The organism is Pseudarthrobacter sp. TAF60_1 (genome assembly GCF_052113505.1).
GTDB lineage: Bacteria > Actinomycetota > Actinomycetes > Actinomycetales > Micrococcaceae > Arthrobacter.
Window position 1 is genome coordinate 145,018 of the sequence record NZ_JBFRDI010000009.1, and the last position, 16,936, is coordinate 161,953.

At 65.5% G+C, this 16,936-nt stretch carries 15 protein-coding genes; 3 read left to right on the top strand and 12 right to left on the bottom strand.

All coding sequences use genetic code 11. The features are described 5' to 3' along the window. Nucleotides 1–7: 7 nt before the first annotated feature. Nucleotides 8–1,054 (bottom strand): L-threonine 3-dehydrogenase, encoded by a 1,047-nt coding sequence (gene tdh, locus AB4Y73_RS12480; protein WP_441871985.1) that lies wholly within the window; start codon nucleotides 1,052–1,054, stop codon nucleotides 8–10. Nucleotides 1,055–1,205: 151 nt separating this feature from the next. Between tdh and AB4Y73_RS12485 the strand changes: the two genes are divergently transcribed. Beyond that, complete coding sequence (locus AB4Y73_RS12485) at nucleotides 1,206–2,117, top strand: LysR family transcriptional regulator (RefSeq protein WP_441871987.1); 912 nt, start codon at nucleotides 1,206–1,208, stop codon at nucleotides 2,115–2,117. Between the two features lie 21 nt (nucleotides 2,118–2,138). Here the strand turns inward: AB4Y73_RS12485 and AB4Y73_RS12490 are convergent, their stop codons facing one another. From AB4Y73_RS12490 to AB4Y73_RS12510, 5 genes are all read right to left on the bottom strand, one after another. Further along, nucleotides 2,139–2,774, bottom strand: coding sequence for a hypothetical protein (locus AB4Y73_RS12490; RefSeq protein ID WP_441871989.1), 636 nt, complete (start codon nucleotides 2,772–2,774; stop codon nucleotides 2,139–2,141). Between the two features lie 214 nt (nucleotides 2,775–2,988). Further along, nucleotides 2,989–4,497, bottom strand: a complete 1,509-nt coding sequence (gene gatB / locus AB4Y73_RS12495) for an Asp-tRNA(Asn)/Glu-tRNA(Gln) amidotransferase subunit GatB (RefSeq protein WP_441871991.1) — start codon at nucleotides 4,495–4,497, stop codon at nucleotides 2,989–2,991. Beyond that, nucleotides 4,497–6,059 (bottom strand): Asp-tRNA(Asn)/Glu-tRNA(Gln) amidotransferase subunit GatA, encoded by a 1,563-nt coding sequence (gene gatA, locus AB4Y73_RS12500; protein ID WP_441871993.1) that lies wholly within the window; start codon nucleotides 6,057–6,059, stop codon nucleotides 4,497–4,499. The genes gatB and gatA overlap by 1 nt, the downstream gene beginning before the upstream one ends. Before the next feature lie 2 nt (nucleotides 6,060–6,061). Beyond that, nucleotides 6,062–6,358, bottom strand: a complete 297-nt coding sequence (gene gatC / locus AB4Y73_RS12505) for an Asp-tRNA(Asn)/Glu-tRNA(Gln) amidotransferase subunit GatC (RefSeq protein ID WP_275212563.1) — start codon at nucleotides 6,356–6,358, stop codon at nucleotides 6,062–6,064. Nucleotides 6,359–6,503: 145 nt separating this feature from the next. After that, nucleotides 6,504–8,033 (bottom strand): CitMHS family transporter, encoded by a 1,530-nt coding sequence (locus AB4Y73_RS12510; RefSeq protein WP_441871995.1) that lies wholly within the window; start codon nucleotides 8,031–8,033, stop codon nucleotides 6,504–6,506. A 222-nt stretch (nucleotides 8,034–8,255) separates the two neighbouring features. Between AB4Y73_RS12510 and AB4Y73_RS12515 the strand changes: the two genes are divergently transcribed. Then, nucleotides 8,256–10,184 carry an ATP-binding protein gene (locus AB4Y73_RS12515; RefSeq protein WP_441871997.1) on the top strand — a complete coding sequence of 643 codons (1,929 nt, stop codon included), beginning with the start codon at nucleotides 8,256–8,258 and terminating at the stop codon, nucleotides 10,182–10,184. Beyond that, on the top strand, nucleotides 10,177–10,842 hold the full coding sequence (locus AB4Y73_RS12520) for a response regulator (RefSeq protein WP_441871999.1): 666 nt from the start codon (nucleotides 10,177–10,179) through the stop codon (nucleotides 10,840–10,842). Before AB4Y73_RS12515 ends, AB4Y73_RS12520 begins: the two co-directional genes overlap by 8 nt. 16 nt (nucleotides 10,843–10,858) lie before the next feature. Here AB4Y73_RS12520 and AB4Y73_RS12525 read toward each other — a convergent pair whose 3' ends face one another. The 6 genes from AB4Y73_RS12525 to AB4Y73_RS12550 all read right to left on the bottom strand — a co-directional run. Next, the gene (locus tag AB4Y73_RS12525) at nucleotides 10,859–12,358 is read right to left on the bottom strand and encodes a DUF222 domain-containing protein (RefSeq protein WP_441872000.1); all 1,500 of its coding nucleotides are present in this window, start codon (nucleotides 12,356–12,358) and stop codon (nucleotides 10,859–10,861) included. Between the two features lie 133 nt (nucleotides 12,359–12,491). Then, a complete protein-coding gene (locus AB4Y73_RS12530; RefSeq protein ID WP_441872002.1) occupies nucleotides 12,492–12,875 on the bottom strand; it encodes a RidA family protein in 384 nt (127 codons plus the stop codon). A 47-nt stretch (nucleotides 12,876–12,922) separates the two neighbouring features. Continuing rightward, entirely contained in the window at nucleotides 12,923–13,426 is a 504-nt protein-coding gene (locus tag AB4Y73_RS12535; protein WP_441872005.1) for a GNAT family N-acetyltransferase, read from the bottom strand. 26 nt (nucleotides 13,427–13,452) lie between these two features. Beyond that, a complete protein-coding gene (locus AB4Y73_RS12540) occupies nucleotides 13,453–14,271 on the bottom strand; it encodes an inositol monophosphatase family protein (RefSeq protein WP_441872007.1) in 819 nt (272 codons plus the stop codon). Next, a complete protein-coding gene (ligA, locus tag AB4Y73_RS12545; protein WP_441872009.1) occupies nucleotides 14,268–16,559 on the bottom strand; it encodes an NAD-dependent DNA ligase LigA in 2,292 nt (763 codons plus the stop codon). Before ligA ends, AB4Y73_RS12540 begins: the two co-directional genes overlap by 4 nt. A 98-nt stretch (nucleotides 16,560–16,657) precedes the next feature. Beyond that, nucleotides 16,658–16,936: WXG100 family type VII secretion target (locus AB4Y73_RS12550; RefSeq protein ID WP_441872011.1), on the bottom strand; the 279-nt coding region annotated here is incomplete at its 5' end.

Consider the following 16,936-nt stretch of genomic DNA (forward strand, 5'->3'; position numbering starts at 1 on the left):
GTGCTCCTTAGAGTTCGGTCCAGTCGAGGACAACTTTTCCGCCCACGCCGGCGCGGGCAATCTCAAAGCCTTTTTCCCAGTCGCGGGCGGGAAGCCTGTCCGTGACCACCGCCGAGATGCCGGCGTGCAGGACTGGATTAGAGGACAGCATGGCGCTCATGGCATACCAGGTCTCATACATCTCCCGCCCATAAATGCCTTTGAGGGTCAGCATGTGCGTGACCACCTTGCCCCAGTCGATGGTGATGTCCTGGCTGGGCAGGCCAAGCATCGCTATGCGGCCGCCGTGGTTCATGTTGTCGATCATCTCAGGCAGCGCCGTAGGGTGACCGGACATTTCCATGCCGATGTCGAAGCCTTCCCGCATGCCGAGTTCGCGCTGCGCGTCCAGGACCCGGGTTTTCGAGACGTCGATGGCCAGGTCGACGCCCAGGTGGCGGGCCAGCTCAAGCCTGGGCTGGGAGACATCGGTGATGGCGATCTTGCGCGCTCCTGCGTGGCGGGCTACAGCGATGGCCATGAGACCGATCGGGCCTGCACCCGTGATGAGCACGTCCTCGCCGACCAAAGGAAAACTGAGGGCAGTGTGCACCGCGTTCCCGAACGGATCAAAGATCGCGCCAAGCTCCGGAGTGACGGAGGGATCGTGGTGGACCCAGACGTTGGTCTCGGGGATGACCACGTACTCGGCGAAGGCGCCATCCCGCTGTACGCCCACGCTGACCGTGTGGATACACATCTGCCGGCGGCCGGCACGGCAGTTGCGGCAGATGCCGCAGACCACGTGGCCTTCACCGGATACCCGGTCCCCCACCTTGACGTCCCGGACGTCCTCGCCCGTTGCCACCACTTCGCCGTAGAATTCGTGGCCGGCGATCAGCGGTGCCTCGATCATCCCCTGGGCCCAGGCGTCCCACGACTGGATGTGCAGGTCCGTTCCGCAGATACCGGTGGTCATCACGCGGATCTTGACGTCGTTGGGGCCGGCCTCGGGCTCCGGGCGGTCAACCAGCTCGAACCCTGCATGGGCGCCGGACTTGTAGAGGGCCTTCATTGGCTTCCTGACTGTTAGCGATATTGTTGGCGGTCGCCCCGCTTGCTGCGCGGCGGAAATCCTTCCTTCATTAGAGCCATTTGAAAGCATTAGCACAAGCAGTATTTTCTCAATCAACGATGAAGACTTTGCTAAAGCTTAGACTGGCGGAATGGAAATTCATCAGCTGGAGATTCTTCGTGAGCTCGGCGCCCTTGGCAGTGTGAAGGCGGTGGCTGAGACCCTCATGGTGACACCCTCCGCGGTGTCGCAGCAGCTGTCCCTGCTGCAGCGCAGTGTGGAGGTGCCGCTGACGCGGAAGGAGGGACGGAACCTGGTGCTCACCGAGGCCGGCCAGGTGCTCGCCGACGCCGGGGCCGCCGTCGTCAGTGCCATGGCCGATGCCCGCACGGCCATCGGCGCGTATCACGGCTCGCCGGTGGCGCCGGTAACGCTCAGCGGCTTCCACAGCGCCGGCCAGGCCTTGTTTGCTCCGCTGGCGGGGTTACTGGATGCGCCCGGCAAGCCTATAGTCCAACTCTCGGACGAGGACGTGGCACAACAGGATTTCCCCGGACTGACTGCCCGCTACGACCTGGTGCTGGCGCACCGGATGGACCACAGCCCGCGGTGGCCGGAGGAACGGGTGGCGGTGATCCCGCTGGCCCACGAGCCGCTGGATGTCGCCCTTCCGGCAAGCCACCGCCTCGCCGGACAGGACACAGTGACAGCGGCCGACGTCGTGGGCGAACCTTGGGTGACCAGCCACACCGGGTACTCCCCCGCGGACGTGCTGTCCGCCGTCGCGGCCGTCTCCAGCAGGGAACTGAACATCGTCCACCGGATCAATGACTACTCCACCGTCGCGGCGTTGGTGGCGGCGGGCGGCGTGGTGGGCCTGCTGCCGCGGCATACCGCGCGGCCGGTGCTGAACCCGGGCATTGTGCTGCGGCCGCTCGAAGGCATCAGCACCCGGCGGCGAATCGACATCCTGGCGCGGCCGGAGAACCTCAAACGTCGGTCGGTGATGATTGTGTGCGAGGCGCTGCAGGCGATCATGACCGGGCTCGTGGAGCAGGGCTGAACCCGGCCTGACCTTGGGCAGTCAGATATTGCCGCTGTTTACTTTATGCCCTTTGCCGTGCCCCTTGCCATGGCCTTTACCCAGACCAAGCCCCTGGCCTGGACCGCTTGGCGCACCTTTCACGATCCGCTCTGCCCTCGCCTGGTCACCGTTCCTCACGCCTGAGATCCGCACGGTGTCACCCGCGGCGATGTCCGCGATGGTCCCTGCTGTGGACTTAATCCGTTTGCCGTCGTCGCCCTTTGCCGGTGAGCCATCTGCAGCAGGCGCGGGAAACTTAGTGATTTTTGTTTCGCCGTTGACGGCGTAGCTCTGAATGAAGCCGTCTTCGCTTTTCACAGTCACTGCGGTGGTGCTGACGGAGTCCACGGTGCCCAGTTGGCTCAGTTGCGTTTCAAAGGTGCCGTCAGCCTTCTTCACTACGCTTTCGCTGTGCAGATGCTGCGGGCGCTGAAATTTGTCGGCCTTGCCTTTGTCTGCCTTGCCTGATTGCCCGGGGGTGGACTCGCCGGATTTCCCTGAGGCGGACGGGGACGGCGTGGGCGAAGGCGAGTCTGTGGCGGACCAGGCGATCGCCGTACCGGCACCGGTCAGGGCCAAAGCCACCATGCCGGCCAGAATTGCCTTGCGCAGCCTCAACGACTCCCGAACTGACATGACTTACCTCCCACAACACCGGCAGGGCAGCGCTGCCCTGAACGTTCAGTGTAAGGCGGCCACGCCCCCTGCACACGAGTAGTGGGTAACGCCGGTGAAGCGAGTAACCCCGTAAACCACAACTGGGTCGCAGTAGATGTCGTTATCAGCGCTCATAACGACATCTACTGCGACCCAGTTGGGTTAGAACGGGTGGCTTAGCAGGAGGGTTCGCTTAGCCTTCCACTCCGAGCTTTTCCAGGATCAGCTCGCGGACGCGGGCGGCGTCGGCCTGGCCACGGGTGGCCTTCATAACGCCGCCGACAATCGCACCAATGGCCTGCAGCTTGCCGCCGCGGATCTTCTCGGCCACGTCGGGCTGCGCGGCCAGGGCGGCGTCGATGGCTTCGAGCAGGGGGCCGTCGTCGGAAACAACGGCCAGGCCGCGCTTTTCGACGATTTCCGCCGGGGTGCCTTCGCCGGCGAGCACGCCGTCCAAAACCTCGGTGGCCATCTTGTTGTTGATCTTGCCGTCCTCGACCAACCGGTTCAGCTCGACGATGGTGGCCGGCTGCACGCCCAGCTGGCCCGGATCGACGTCGGCGTTCTTGGCCCGGCCGACGATCTCGCCCATCCACCATTTGCGGGCAACGGTCGCCGAAGCGCCGGCGGCGATGGTTTCCTCGATCTCGTCCATGACGCCGGCGTTGACCACGTCGCGGAATTCCAGGTCCGAGTAGCCCCAGTCGGCCTGCAGGCGCTTGCGGCGCGCAGCGGGAGGCTCGGGCAGGGTGGCCCGGAGCTCCTCCACCCACTCACGCGATGCGACGATCGGAACCAGGTCCGGCTCCGGGAAGTAGCGGTAGTCGTCAGCGTCGGACTTGGCCCGGCCCGACGTCGTCGTGCGGGTGTCCTCGTGCCAGTGGCGCGTCTCCTGGATGACCGGCTCGCCGGAGTCGAGGACGGCGGCGTGCCGCTGGATCTCGTAGCGGACCGCGTGTTCGACGGCGCGCAGCGAGTTGACGTTCTTCGTCTCGGAACGGGTGCCGAAGCGTTCGCGGCCGTGCGGGCGGAGCGAGACGTTGGCGTCGCAGCGGACGTTGCCGCGTTCCATCTTCGCGTCGGACACGCCAAGGTTCTTGACGATCTCGCGGACGGCCGCGACGTACGCCTTGGCCAGTTCGGGGGCCCGGCTTCCGGCGCCCTCGATCGGCTTGGTGACGATTTCCACCAGCGGCACGCCCGAGCGGTTGTAGTCCACCAGCGAGAAGTCGGCACCCTGGATACGGCCGGCCGACCCACCCATGTGGGTCAGCTTGCCGGCGTCCTCTTCCATGTGGGCGCGCTCGATCTCCACGCGGAAGATGGTGCCGTCGGAGAGCTCGATGTCCAGGTAGCCGTCGTACGCGATGGGGTCTTCGTACTGGGACGTCTGGAAGTTCTTGGGGGTGTCCGGGTAGAAGTACTGCTTCCGGGCGAAGGTGCAGGACTCGGCGATCTTGCAGTTCAGGGCAAGGCCGATCTTGATGGAGGACTCGATGGCGGTCCTGTTCACCACCGGCAGGACGCCGGGCATGCCCAGGTCCACCTCGTTCACGTTGGTGTTCGGCTCATCGCCGAAGACGTTCGGAGCGGAGGAGAACATCTTGGTCTTGGTGTTAAGTTCCACGTGGACCTCGAAGCCCAGGACGGGATCGTACTTCTCCATGGCCTCTTCGAAGCTCAGGATAGTGTCGGTGCTCATTATTTTGCCTCCTGGGCTTCGACAACCGGTGAACCAGCCAGCTCGGGGGCCTGGGCCAGCAACGGACCGCCCCACTTTGCCTCCAGCAGCGATTCCAGAACTGCCCCCACCCGGTAGAGGCGGGCGTCCTGGCGCGCAGGTGCCAGGAGCTGGATGCCGACGGGCAGGCCGTCCTCGTCGGCCAGGCCGCCGGGCAGGGTCAGGCCCGGTACGCCGGCGAGGTTGGCCGGGATGGTGGCGACGTCGTTGAGGTACATCGCCAGAGGATCGTTGAGCTTCTCGCCGAGCTTGAACGCCGTGGTGGGCGCCGTGGGCGAGATCAGGACATCGGCCTGCGCGAACGCGGCGTCGAAGTCCCGCTGGACCAACGTGCGGACCTTCTGGGCCGAGCCGTAGTAGGCGTCGTAGTAGCCGGCGCTCAGGGCGTACGTGCCCAGGATGATGCGGCGCTTGACCTCGTCACCGAAGCCGGCCGCACGGGTGGCTCCCATCACGCGTTCGATGGTCATGGGCCCGTCCTTGGGGAGGACGCGCAGGCCGTACCGGACGCCGTCGAACTTTGCCAGGTTGGAGGAAGCCTCGGACGGCATGATCAGGTAGTAGGCCCCCAGGGCGTACTTGAAGTTGGGGCAGGAGACCTCGACGATTTCCGCGCCTGCTTCCTTCAGCAGTTCAAGGGAATCGTTGAAGCGGTTCTCGACGCCGGCCTGGTAGCCCTCGCCGTGGAGTTCCTTGATAATGCCGATCCGCAGTCCCTCGACATTGCCCAGGCGGGCAGCCGCCACAAGGTCCTCCAGGGGATCCGGGAGGGAGGTGGAATCGAACGGATCGTGCCCGCCGATGACCTGGTGCAGGAGTGCCGAGTCCAGCACGGTGCGGGAGACCGGGCCGATCTGGTCCAGGGAGGAGGCCATGGCAATGGCGCCGTAGCGGGAGACGCTGCCGTACGTGGGCTTGACACCCACGGTGCCGGTGACGGCGCCGGGCTGGCGGATGGAACCGCCGGTATCCGTGCCGAGGGCAAGCGGTGCTTCGAACGCGGCGACGGCGGCTGCCGACCCGCCGCCGGAACCGCCCGGGATCCGGTCCAGGTCCCAGGGGTTGCGGGTGGGGCCGTACGCGGAGTGCTCCGTGGAGGACCCCATGGCGAACTCGTCCAGGTTGGTCTTTCCCAGGATGGGCATCTTGGCGGCGCGGAGCCGTTTGATCACGGTGGCGTCGTAGGGGCTGTGCCAGCCCTCGAGGATCTTGGAGCCGGCCGTGGTGGGCTGGCCGATGGTGACGATGAGGTCCTTGACCGCGATCGGCACGCCGGCGAGTTCGTGAAGTTCCTCGGCCGCGGCGCCGCCGGCGGCACGGATGGCGTCCACCTCGGCGGCGACGGCGAGCGCCTCTTCCGTGTTGACGTGGAGGAACGCGTTCACGCCGCGTTCGCCGCCGTCGACCGCTGCGATCCGGTCCAGGAACGCCTGCGTGACCTCGACCGAGGTGACCTCGCCGGCGCGGAGCTTCTCGGCCAGCTGGGCGGCGGAGAGGCGGATGAGTTCGTTGGTGTCAGTCATGGTTATGCCTCATCCAGGATTGCCGGGACCTTGAAACGGTTCTGATCGGAATCCGGGGCCCCCGAAAGTGCCTGCTCGGCCGTGAGCGTATGGCCCACGACGTCCTCGCGGAAAACGTTCGTCAGCGGGATGGGGTGGGAGGTTGCCGGGACGTCGTCACCGGCGGCTTCACTCACGGACTTCACTGAATCCACGATGACGGCAAGTTCGCCGGCCATCCTGTCCAGCTCTTCAGCACTCATCTCGATGTGAGCGAGCTGCGCGAGGTGCGCAACGTCGTCACGGTTGATCGCAGCCATGGATCTCCCCTGCAAGTTCGGATTGTTTTCCGAACCAGTCTAGTGGGGAAACGTCAGTGCCCGTCTGACGACCCCCAGCGGGCGTCAGACGGGCACCTCGGTGCCGTGGTCCCGGTCACGGAGACCGGCCACAGGCAGCATAAGACTAACCGATACCGATGGCTCCGGTCAGCATTGCGACTGCCAACATCACGAGGGAAACCGCGGCGGCGCGCCAGAGGACCTTCTTGTGGTGGTCACCCAGGTCAACCTTGGCCAGCGAAACCAGGAGCAGGATGGCCGGAACCAGCGGGCTCTGCATGTGGAACGGCTGCCCGGTGATCGAGGCGCGGGCCATCTCGGCGCCGCTGATGCCGTAGTGCGCAGCTGTCTCGCTGAGGACCGGCAGTACGCCGAAGTAGAACGCATCGTTGCTCATGAAGAACGTCATGGGGATGCTGAGGATGCCGGTGATGACCGCCATGAGCGGGCCCATGCTGGACGGGATGATCTGCACCAGCCACGCGGACATGGCTTCAACCATGCCGGTGCCCTTGAGGACGCCGGTCAGGACTGCGGCGGCCATGACCATGCTGACCACGGCAACGATCGAGGGTGCGTGGGCAACAATCTGCGTTGCCTGGTCCTTGACGTGGGGGAAGTTCACCAGCAGGGCGATGGCCGAACCGACCATGAAGACGTACGGCAGGGGAACGATGTTGGCAACGAGGACCACCATGACAGCCACCGTCAGGGCCAGGTTGAACCAGAACAGCTTGGGCCGAAGGGTCTTGCGGTTGGGGTCCAGGGCAGTGCCCGTCATGCCGGTGTCGCTGTCTACCATGAGGCCTTCGGTGCGTTCCAGCAGTGCCACGCCCGTGGATGGCACTGAGCCTCCGACGCCGGGGCCTCCCGTTGCGGGAACAGGTGCGGAACCGCGGCCGGAGCCTCCGTTGCCGGAACCATTGCGAACGGAACCATTCCGGAAGCTGCCGCTGCCGCCTGCAGGCGTGCCGCCGTCGAGCTCTTCTGCAGTAAAGGGTTCTGCCGAGGACGGCACTCCCCAGATTTCCGGCGCCGTGGCGCGGAGGCGGTTGCGCTCCTGCAGGCCGAGGACCCAGGCGAATACCAGGACGACGGCGAGCCCTGCGATGAGTGACGGGATCATGGGCACGAAGACCTCGTTGACGTCAATCTTCAGGGCGCTGGCGGCGCGGGCAGTGGGGCCGCCCCAGGGGACGATGTTCATGGTGCCGTTGGCCAGGCCGGCCACGACGGTGAGGACCACGGGGCTCATCTTCAGCCGAAGGTAGATCGGCAGCATGGCGGCCGTGGTGAGGATGAACGTGGTGGAGCCGTCGCCGTCCAGGGAAACTGCAGCGGCCAGCAGCGCGGTTCCCAGGACAACCTTTGCCGGGTCGTTGCCGAGCTTGCGCAGGATGAACCGGACCAACGGATCAAAGAGCCCGACGTCGATCATCAGGCCGAAGTAGATGATGGCGAACATCAGCAGGGCGGCAGTTGAGGTCATGGACTTCATTGAGTCCATCACCATGTCGCCAATGCCCAGTCCGGCGCCTGCGAAAAGGCCAAAAACGGTGGGGACGATGATTAGCGCCAGCACTGGCGTCAACTTCTTCGTCATGATCAGCACCATGAATACCGCGATCATTGCGAATCCAAGTAATACCAGCACGGCCGGCTCCTTTATTGTGAACAGCGGCACAGCGGTGTGACGCGTGCTACAGACTGTAGGGTGGCGGCCGTCACGGCCGTGCCTTTGGCTCAATTGATTGGCATACTGCTTATTCGAAGCATTTTGCGCATTCTGCGCACACGCCCGCTGGACTAATGCTTTGGCTGATGAGACGTATTGCCGCGCGAGTTACCGCATACACAACCGCACGAGAGGAGGACCATGCCGCGTTCCTGGCGCACGCCCCCGGTTCGGTTCTCCACCCAGACCCTGTTCCTGCAGCTCGGCGTGGTCCTGCTTGTGGTGCTGCTGAGCACCGCCGTCCACGCCTGGCTGACGTACGACAGGGTGGGCCGCGAAGCAGAAAACCAAGCACTGACCCTGGCCCGTGCGGTGGCGGCCGACCCCTCAGTGCAGGCCAACGTGCTGGCCATCAGCACGGGTGAAGGCACTCCCCCGCCAGCCGAGCTCCGCGCCGGGCCCCTGATGGCCGCCGCCGAGGCGACGCGGATCCGGACGGGCGCCCTGTTTGTAGTGATCACCGACGAAAACGGCCTGCGCCTGGCCCATCCCGACCCGGCCCGGTTGGGTGAGAAGGTCAGCACGGACCCCACCGAAGCACTTGCCGGCCAGGAAATCACCACCCGTAATACCGGCACCCTGGGTCCCTCGGCAGGCGCCAAGGTACCCGTCTACTCGCCCGGGACCGGCACCGTAGTGGGCGAGGTCAGCGTGGGCTACTCCATGGAAACCGTCGGCCAGAGCCTGGAACGGGACATCGGACCGGTCGCCCTCACGGCCGCAGGGGCATTGCTGGCCGGCGTGCTGGCTTCCTTCCTGCTGCGGCACCGGCTGCGGCGGCTCACCTTGGGCCTGGAACCTGAAGAGATCAGCACCCTAGTCCACGACCAGGTGGCCGTCCTGCAGGGGGTGGACGACGGCGTCATCGGCGTTTCTGCCGACGGCAGGATCAGCGTCTTCAACGCGGCCGCACAGCGCCTTCTGGATCTTCCGGACTTGTCCGGAACTTCGTGGGCCGAAGCGCCCGTGCCGGGCCACCTGAAGGTCCTGACCAGGCCGGATGCTGAGGAGGCGGATGCCATTGAGCTCGTGGCCGGTGGACGAGTTCTGGTGGCGAGTGCGCGCAAGGCACTCCACCGCCGGGAGGACCTGGGCTGGGTGGTGATGCTCCGGGACCGCACAGAACTGCAGCAGCTCACCAGCCAGCTCGATGCCGTGGGCACCATGTCCACGGCCCTGCGCGCACAACGCCATGAGTTCGCCAACCAGCTGCACACGATCGCCGGCCTGATGAGCATCGGGCAGCACCAGCAGGCCCGCGAGTACCTGGCCGGACTTGCCGCCACCGGGCCGTTGAAGTTCCCGGTGGACCAGGCCGAGCTGCTCCAGGACCCTTACCTTCAGGCTTTTGTCGGGGCCAAAGGGGTGGAAGCGGACGAACGCGGGGTGACGCTGCGGATCGGGCCGGAAACCCTGGTCCGCGGACAGGTCACGGACCCACAGGACGTGACCACCGTGCTGGGCAACCTGATCGACAATGCGCTTAAGGCAGCTGTTGCGGGCTCCGCCACGGACCGGTGGGTGGAGGTGGAGGTGCTGGATGAACCGCACGACGACGGCGGGACCCTCCTCATCGTCGTCGCCGACTCCGGCGACGGGCTGGCCCCCGGGACGGATACGGAGGCCGTCTTTGCGGAGGGTTTCACCACGGCTGCCGGATCTGGTGAATTGAACGGTGGTGGATTGAACGGTGGTGGATTGAACGGTGGTGGATTGAACGGTGGTGGATTGAACGGTGGTGGATTGAACGGTGGTGGTTTGGCTGGCGCCGGCTTGGACGGCGCCGGCCTGGACGGCGGTGGCCTGGACCGAGGCGGCGGGAAGGGTGGCGGTCAGGGCCTGGGCCTGGCGTTGGCCCGGAAGCTGGCCAGGCGCCGTGGCGGGGACATCCGCATCCTGGAAACTGGCACGCCAGGCGGACCCGGAGCAGTCTTTATGGCCTCCCTTCCAGGCACTACGGCCGCAACTCATCCGGGCATCACTGACGAGACCGGCGTTGGGGTCGATGATGGAACTCTTTCCGGGGCTGCGGGCCAGATGAACACTTCAGAAAAGGATGACCATGCCTGAAGACTTCAGGGTGCTAATCGTGGACGACGACTTCCACGTGGCCAAGCTGCATGCCGCCTACGTGGACTCGGTAGCGGGGTTCATGGCCCTTGCGCCCGTTGGTACGGCGTCTCTGGCGCTGCAGACGATTCATAGCCTCCGCCCCGACCTGGTGTTGTTGGACGTGTACCTGCCCGACGCGTCGGGCCTGGACCTGTTGCAGCAACTGGACGTGGACACCTTCATACTCAGTGCCGCGTCGGACGCCGAGTCCCTTCGCAAAGCGTTCCGCCGCGGCGCCCTCGGGTACCTGTTGAAGCCGTTTACGTCCGAGTCTCTCTCGCAACAGCTCCGGTCCTACGCCCGGTACCGCAGGCTGCTGGGTCAACCGGGAGTCCTGGACCAGGGCTCAGTGGAGCGGGCCAAACGGGCGCTGATTCCGGGGGACGTGGCGCCATCGGCCAAACCCCGGTCCGCCACTGAGGCGGCGGTTTTGGAGTCCCTGATTGCCGGCGAGCAGTACTCGGCCGCAGAGGTGGCCACCCGGGTCGGGGTTTCCCGGGCCACGGCACAGCGGTACCTGTCTTCACTGGCTGACGACGGCGCCGTAGACATCCAGCTCCGGTACGGGACCACCGGCCGGCCGGAACACCGCTACGGCCTGCCTGCCGCCCAGTAGCCATCCCCTGAGACCCTCAATCGCCGAGTTCTTCGGGCACGCGCGACCCCTCAGCTATTCCTTCATTCCACATGAATTCGCTGTCAGGCCAGGTAGGTGGTTCCCAGTCGGGGTGTTCGCTTTGGTAGTGCCGTCCGGCGGGTGAGATCCAGCCCGGTGGTTCGTCCTTGCTGGGTTTGGTGGGGGTCCAGCCGGTGGTATGCCGGAGGCGGTGGTGGCGGCGGCAGGGCTGGCCGAGGTTCGAGATCCCGCTGGTTCCGCCGTTGGCCCAGGCGAGGATATGGTCGGCTTCGTTGTCCGGAGACTGGTTGTTGCAGCCCGGGAAGGGGCATTTGCCGTCCCGGAGCCTGAGCCAGCGTCGTTGGGCTTTGGTGACCAGGTAGCTGGTCCGCCCGATTTCCAACGGGGCACCATCACGCGGGTCGATCAGGACACGGTCGAAGGAGTCCGCGCCGGCAGCGATCAGTCTCCGGGCCATCGACGGCGGGATCGGCCCGTACCCGTCCAGCATCGCCGGCTCCTCCGTCACACCCAGCAAAGCCATGACCGGGACAGTGATCAGCACCTGCGCCCGCGGCGACGGCACGCCCGCGCCGGGGCCGGTGCCACCAGGACCGGCCGATTCGTCGGCGGTCAGGGTCCCGGTACCACCGGGCGGCGCTGCCTCGGAAGCACTTGCCTCACTGGAACTGTTCGCACTCTCAGGAACGCCGCCAAGGAGTAAGGTCGCGGCGATATCCGCACGGAGCTGGGTGAGCGTCCGGTGCTCGCCGGGGCCCTGCATGGCCCTAGCGGCGGTAGTGGTCCGCTCCCAGATCCCGGACGCGGCGTCCGCCGGCAAATACGCCGAGAACCACGCCATGCCATCCCGGTCAGGAGAAAACAACACCCGCCGGTCGGCGACGCACTTGGCATGGCGTTTTTCGATGCTCACCGGGTGATGCCGTTCCCGCCACATCCGGGCCTTGGCCCGGAACCGGCCGGGGACCATCTCACCCGCCGGGCAGCCCCGGGCAGCATCAGCAACGTCAGGGTCAAGAAAGTGCGCCTCCAATGCCCGCGCCCCCACCGGCCCCAGGCCGCTGGTCTCATCCACCATGATCCGGGCGTGCTGCCACGAAATCGACCCCGCCTCCAACGCCGACAACGTCAAAGGCAAGCCCGACGTCAACTCCCAGGCCTCGACCAGGAGGTCAGCGGCGGCCGTTTCCCTGATGGCCAGAACACACGCCACCTCAGCCACCAAAGCCATCTCGTGGGCAGCCTGCTCCTGCAGGGACAGCCCCGGGGCCGCCATCGCCCGGGCAGCCTTGGCAACCCGGGCAACCGTCCGTACCTTCCGCGCCGCCAACCGCGCTTCCTCACGGGTGATCTCCACCAAAGAGTCCAAACACGCGTCGTGCTCCTGACGTAGCAGGTCGACATCGCAGGCTGGCTCGGAGCCCGATGGTTCGATGCTTTCCGAACTCCGGAAAGCAAGGTCCTCCTCCGTTTCCGCAGCAGCCGTTTTGTCCATACCCCTAGCATCACAGAATGGCCTGACACCATAGCGGATGCAGTACTCCTATGTGGATAAACCCAGTGGCAGTACTCGGCAGCACTACTGCCGGCTTCCGGTGCTCCCGGTAGCGCGGCTCACTTTCTGCGTCTTAGCCGGCGCTCTTCTGGGCGACGAGCTCGATCTCCACCAGCATCTTCGGGTCCAGGAACGGCAGGACATGCACCAGGGACAGCGTGGGACGGATCTCGCCGAATACTTCGCCGTGGGCGCGGCCGGCCTCTTCCCACTTGCTGATGTCTGTCAGGTAGAGCTTGGACTGCACCACGTCCTCGAATCTGAACCCGGCGTCGGTGAGGACCGTTGCCAGCTTCTGCAGGATGAACCGCGTCTGGGTGTAGAAGTCCTCGCCCACGATCCCGTCGTCGCCGCTCGCGGCAGTGGCCGAGATGTAGAGGGTGTTGTCCACCTGGACGGCCCGGGAGTAGCCGAGGGTCTGTTCCCAGACGGAGCCAGTGCCGAATGTTTTGCGCATAGTGGGCCTTTCAGTGCTGAAAATGAGTCGGCACCACTGTAGGGCGGCTAGAGGTCGAGCCGATAAACCAGCAGCTTTATGTCGGTCCCGGGGATCAGCCAGTCACGCTCCGGGACGCGCCGGAAGCCCGTCTTCCTGTACAGTCCGTGTGCGCTTTCCCAGGTCCTGCCGGTGGTGAGAGCGACCCCGTTGATTCCGTCGAGGGTCCTGGCATGCTCGATGATGGCTTCCACCATCGCCTGCCCTGCCCCGCTGCGCTGCACTGCAGGGTCCACCACGAGCATCCGGAACTCCAACTCGTCCTCGAGTGCGATGTCGGCGTACGGTTCTCCGGCCAGCGCCAGCGTCACGGAACCCACCACCTGCCGGTCACGCTCGGCAACCCAGATGGTGGCCTTCGCTGCCCGCGCGGCTACGTCCTGGATCTGCTGCATGTACGGGTGGTCCGCGTTGTCGAAGTGGCCCGCTGCCAGGTACGAATCCACGGTTATCCGGGCGACGGCGGAAAAGTCTGCCTCAAGGGCGGGACGGATGGTTATTTGCGATTGCACTTGACAATGTTAGTGCCGCAAATGGGTCAAAGCGGAAACTTTCCGGCCAGCTCCAATGTTCCGGCGCAGGTCCAGGCCGCAAGCCTGTCCGCGTCGCTGGGCCCGCCGTCGAGGGGGCTGTCCAGGCGCGGACGCCTCACCCAGCAGCCCGCTTCCTCCGCGATCAGGGCCCCGGCTGAGTAATCATGTTCGTTGAGTCCCCGTTCGCCGTAGGCGTCGTGGGTTCCGTCCGCTACCAGGCAAAGGTCCAGGGCCGCGGAACCGAGCCGCCTGACATCGGCGAACCCTTCCATCAGGTCGCCCAGCAGCGCAGCCTGTTCGGTGCGGACTGCCGGATCGTAGCTGAAGCCGGTGGCCAGGATCTGGCCAGCCCGGCCGGCCACCGGCCCTTGGAGGGAGGTCACCCGGCCGCCCTCTTCAAGCCACGCGCCGTGGCCGCGTGCGGCGTAGTAGATGCGGCCCAGCGCCGGCGCGTTCACGACGCCGGCCAGCCATGCGCCGTCGGAATCCGCAACTGCCACGGAGGTGGCGTAGTAGACGATGTTCCGGATGAAGTTGGTGGTTCCGTCCAGCGGGTCGATGGACCAGCGGTAGCCACTGGGCGCAGCGGGCCGCGTGGTCCCGTGTTCCTCCCCCGTGATGGTGTCCTGCGGCCGAACAGCGGTGATGGCCTGCCGGACCGCGTTTTCGGCAGCGACGTCAAAGGCAGTGACCCAGTCTCCGGCGTCGCCCTTGTTGCTGACATCCAGAGCCTCGCCGTTCCGCGATGCGAGCACGTCGGCGCCCGCGGCGGCCGCCTGCTTGGCCACCGCAAGCAGCTCCAAGGTGAAGTCCGGGTTATTCATTCTGCTACCTCTACGGATTTGGAAGGGGTGTGGGTTGCGTCTGTCTGTTCGGAGTCAACGGCGTTGTCAGGCGCCGCGGCAGGCCCGCTCTCCAGGAGTTCCCGGAAGCCGTCCTCATCCAGCACGGGTATGCCGAGCTGCTCCGCTTTGTCGAGTTTGGTGCCGGCGTTCTCGCCCGCCACCACGTAGCTGGTGTTCTTGGAGACCGAACCCGCCGCTTTGCCGCCCCGGGTGAGGATCGCTTCCTTCGCCTCGTCCCGGCTGAAGTTGGGCAGGGAGCCGGTGACAACAATGGTCAACCCTTCCAGGGTCCGGGGTGTTGACTCGTCGCGTTCGTCCTCCATCCGGACGCCGGCCGCGGCCCAGCGGTCAAGGATCTCCAGGTGCCAGTCCTCGGCAAACCATTCCTTCAGCGCCGCAGCGATGGTGGGCCCCACGCCGTCCACGTGGGCCAGGTCCTCCTCGGAGGCATGCCGGATGCCATCCATGCTGCCAAAGGCCGTGGCCAGCGCGCGGGAGGCACGGGGGCCAACGTGCCGGATGGACAACGCCACCAGCACACGCCACAGCGGCTGGCTCTTGGCCTTTTCGAGCTCCTTGAACAGCTTCTGCGTAGTGGCGGTGGGCTTCGACGGGGACTTGGCCGTGGCTTTGCTGAAGAAGTACGGCACCAGTTCAAACTCGCCGGTTGCCACGCCCTTGGAGCGTTTTTCGCGCCGGATCCGGACGTCCGCCAGGTCCTCAGGCGTGAGGTCGAACAGGGCCGCCTCAGAAACGAGGGGCGCAACTTCCGGCTCGGCAGGTTGCGTGAGCGCGATGGCGGCTTCCCAGCCGAGGGCCTCAATATCGAACCCGCCGCGGCCAGCGAGGTGGAAGACCCGTTCGCGGAGCTGTGCGGGGCAGGACCTGGCGTTGGGGCAGCGGATATCCACGTCCCCTTCCTTGCCGGGGGCAAGGGGGGTTCCGCACGAGGGGCATTCGGTGGGCATGACGAAGTCACGGACCGGCGGGACCTGCTGGTCGCGCAGGGCCAGCACCGGGCCAACTATCTCCGGAATGACGTCGCCGGCCTTGCGCAGCACAACAATGTCGCCGATCTTCACGCCCTTGGCCTTCACGACGTCCTGGTTGTGCAGGGTGGCCATGCCTACCGTGGATCCCGCGACTTTCACTGGCTCCATCACACCAAAGGGTGTCACGCGCCCGGTCCGTCCCACGTTGACCGCGATGTCCAGCAGCTTTGTGTGGACTTCCTCCGGGGGGTACTTGTAGGCCACGGCCCAACGCGGCACCCGGGTGGTGTACCCCAGGGCGCGCTGCGTAGCGAGATCGTCAACCTTGACCACAATGCCGTCGATTTCGTGCATGAGGCTGTGCCGTTTGTCGCCGTAGCGTTTGATGAACTCAAGCACTTCCTGCAGGCTCCCGAGAACCTCAAAGTACGGGCTGACGGGCAGCCCCCACTTTTCCAGCAGGCCATATGTCTGGGACTGGCTGAGGGTCTCGAGACCTTCGCGCGCCCCGATTCCGTGGACGAACATCCGCAGCGGCCGTTTGGCGGTTTCCGCAGGATCCTTCTGGCGGAGGGATCCTGCGGCTGCGTTCCGGGGGTTGGCCAGCGGTGCTTTGCCGGCTTCTATCAGCGCCTCATTGAATTCCGCAAATGCCTGTGACGGGATGAATACCTCGCCGCGCACTTCCATCTCGGGCGGGAAACCGCTGCCGGTCAGTTCCTGCGGGATTTCCTTGATGGTCAGCACGTTGTGGGTGATGTCCTCGCCGGTGGTTCCGTCACCCCGGGTTGCGGCGCGGACCAGTTTGCCGTCCCGATACAGCAGGTTGACGGCCAGGCCGTCGATCTTGAGTTCTGTCAGCCAAGCGGGCCGTGCTGTGTCCCCGAGTTTGGTGATGCCGGCCTCGGCCTTGATGATCCAGGCTTCCAGTTCTTCGAGGGAAAAGACATCCTCGAGGCTGTACATCCGTTGCAGATGTTCGACGGCGGCGAACGCGGCCGAGACTTCGCCGCCTACTTCCTGCGTTGGGGAGTCGTTGGCGATGAGCTCGGGATGCAGCGCCTCGATCTCCTCCAGCCGGCGGAACAGGTCGTCGAATTCGGCGTCTGACACCAGGGGTTCGTCCTCCTGGTAATACGCGAAGCGGTACTTCCTGACCAGGTCAACCAGGTTCTCATACTCTTCGCGGACCGGTTCGGAAGGGACGGCTTCCGGTTCGGTGACGTTCTCGTTGCTGGCGGCTGTAGCCTCTGCGGGGCCCGTTGCTGTGCTCACAGACCTATCTTGCCTTACGGCTCCGACAGTTGCCTTACGCCTCGACACACGAAGGGCCCGGACGGCGTGTCCGGGCCCTTGGTCAAACAAGAGCGGGCTTAGCGTGAAGCCTGGTCCTGCTCATTGGCGTTCCTGGTGGCCTTCTGGCCGGCATCCTTGAGCGCCTGGATGACCTGGTTCAAAGCACTGGTGTGCGTGCCGGACCATTCGCTGCGGAAGGTCTTCGCATCCGGGCCTTCCCAGACGGTGCTGTCCAGCAGGCGGGTGAGGTTGCTCCGCTGCTGCTCGATCTCCGAAGCACCGGCCTGCAGCTTCGTGCCAAGAGTCCTGAGCTGCTCTACATCTGCGCCCCAAATAGCCATCAGTTTCTCCTCATA

Coding starts and splice junctions, on each gene's coding strand:
- tdh (WP_441871985.1), bottom strand. CDS start 1,054: ATGAAGGCCCTCTACAAGTCCGGCGCCCATGCAGGGTTCGAGCTGGTT.
- AB4Y73_RS12485 (WP_441871987.1), top strand. CDS start 1,206: ATGGAAATTCATCAGCTGGAGATTCTTCGTGAGCTCGGCGCCCTTGGC.
- AB4Y73_RS12490 (WP_441871989.1), bottom strand. CDS start 2,774: ATGTCAGTTCGGGAGTCGTTGAGGCTGCGCAAGGCAATTCTGGCCGGC.
- gatB (WP_441871991.1), bottom strand. CDS start 4,497: ATGAGCACCGACACTATCCTGAGCTTCGAAGAGGCCATGGAGAAGTAC.
- gatA (WP_441871993.1), bottom strand. CDS start 6,059: ATGACTGACACCAACGAACTCATCCGCCTCTCCGCCGCCCAGCTGGCC.
- gatC (WP_275212563.1), bottom strand. CDS start 6,358: ATGGCTGCGATCAACCGTGACGACGTTGCGCACCTCGCGCAGCTCGCT.
- AB4Y73_RS12515 (WP_441871997.1), top strand. CDS start 8,256: ATGCCGCGTTCCTGGCGCACGCCCCCGGTTCGGTTCTCCACCCAGACC.
- AB4Y73_RS12520 (WP_441871999.1), top strand. CDS start 10,177: ATGCCTGAAGACTTCAGGGTGCTAATCGTGGACGACGACTTCCACGTG.
- AB4Y73_RS12525 (WP_441872000.1), bottom strand. CDS start 12,358: ATGGACAAAACGGCTGCTGCGGAAACGGAGGAGGACCTTGCTTTCCGG.
- AB4Y73_RS12530 (WP_441872002.1), bottom strand. CDS start 12,875: ATGCGCAAAACATTCGGCACTGGCTCCGTCTGGGAACAGACCCTCGGC.
- AB4Y73_RS12540 (WP_441872007.1), bottom strand. CDS start 14,271: ATGAATAACCCGGACTTCACCTTGGAGCTGCTTGCGGTGGCCAAGCAG.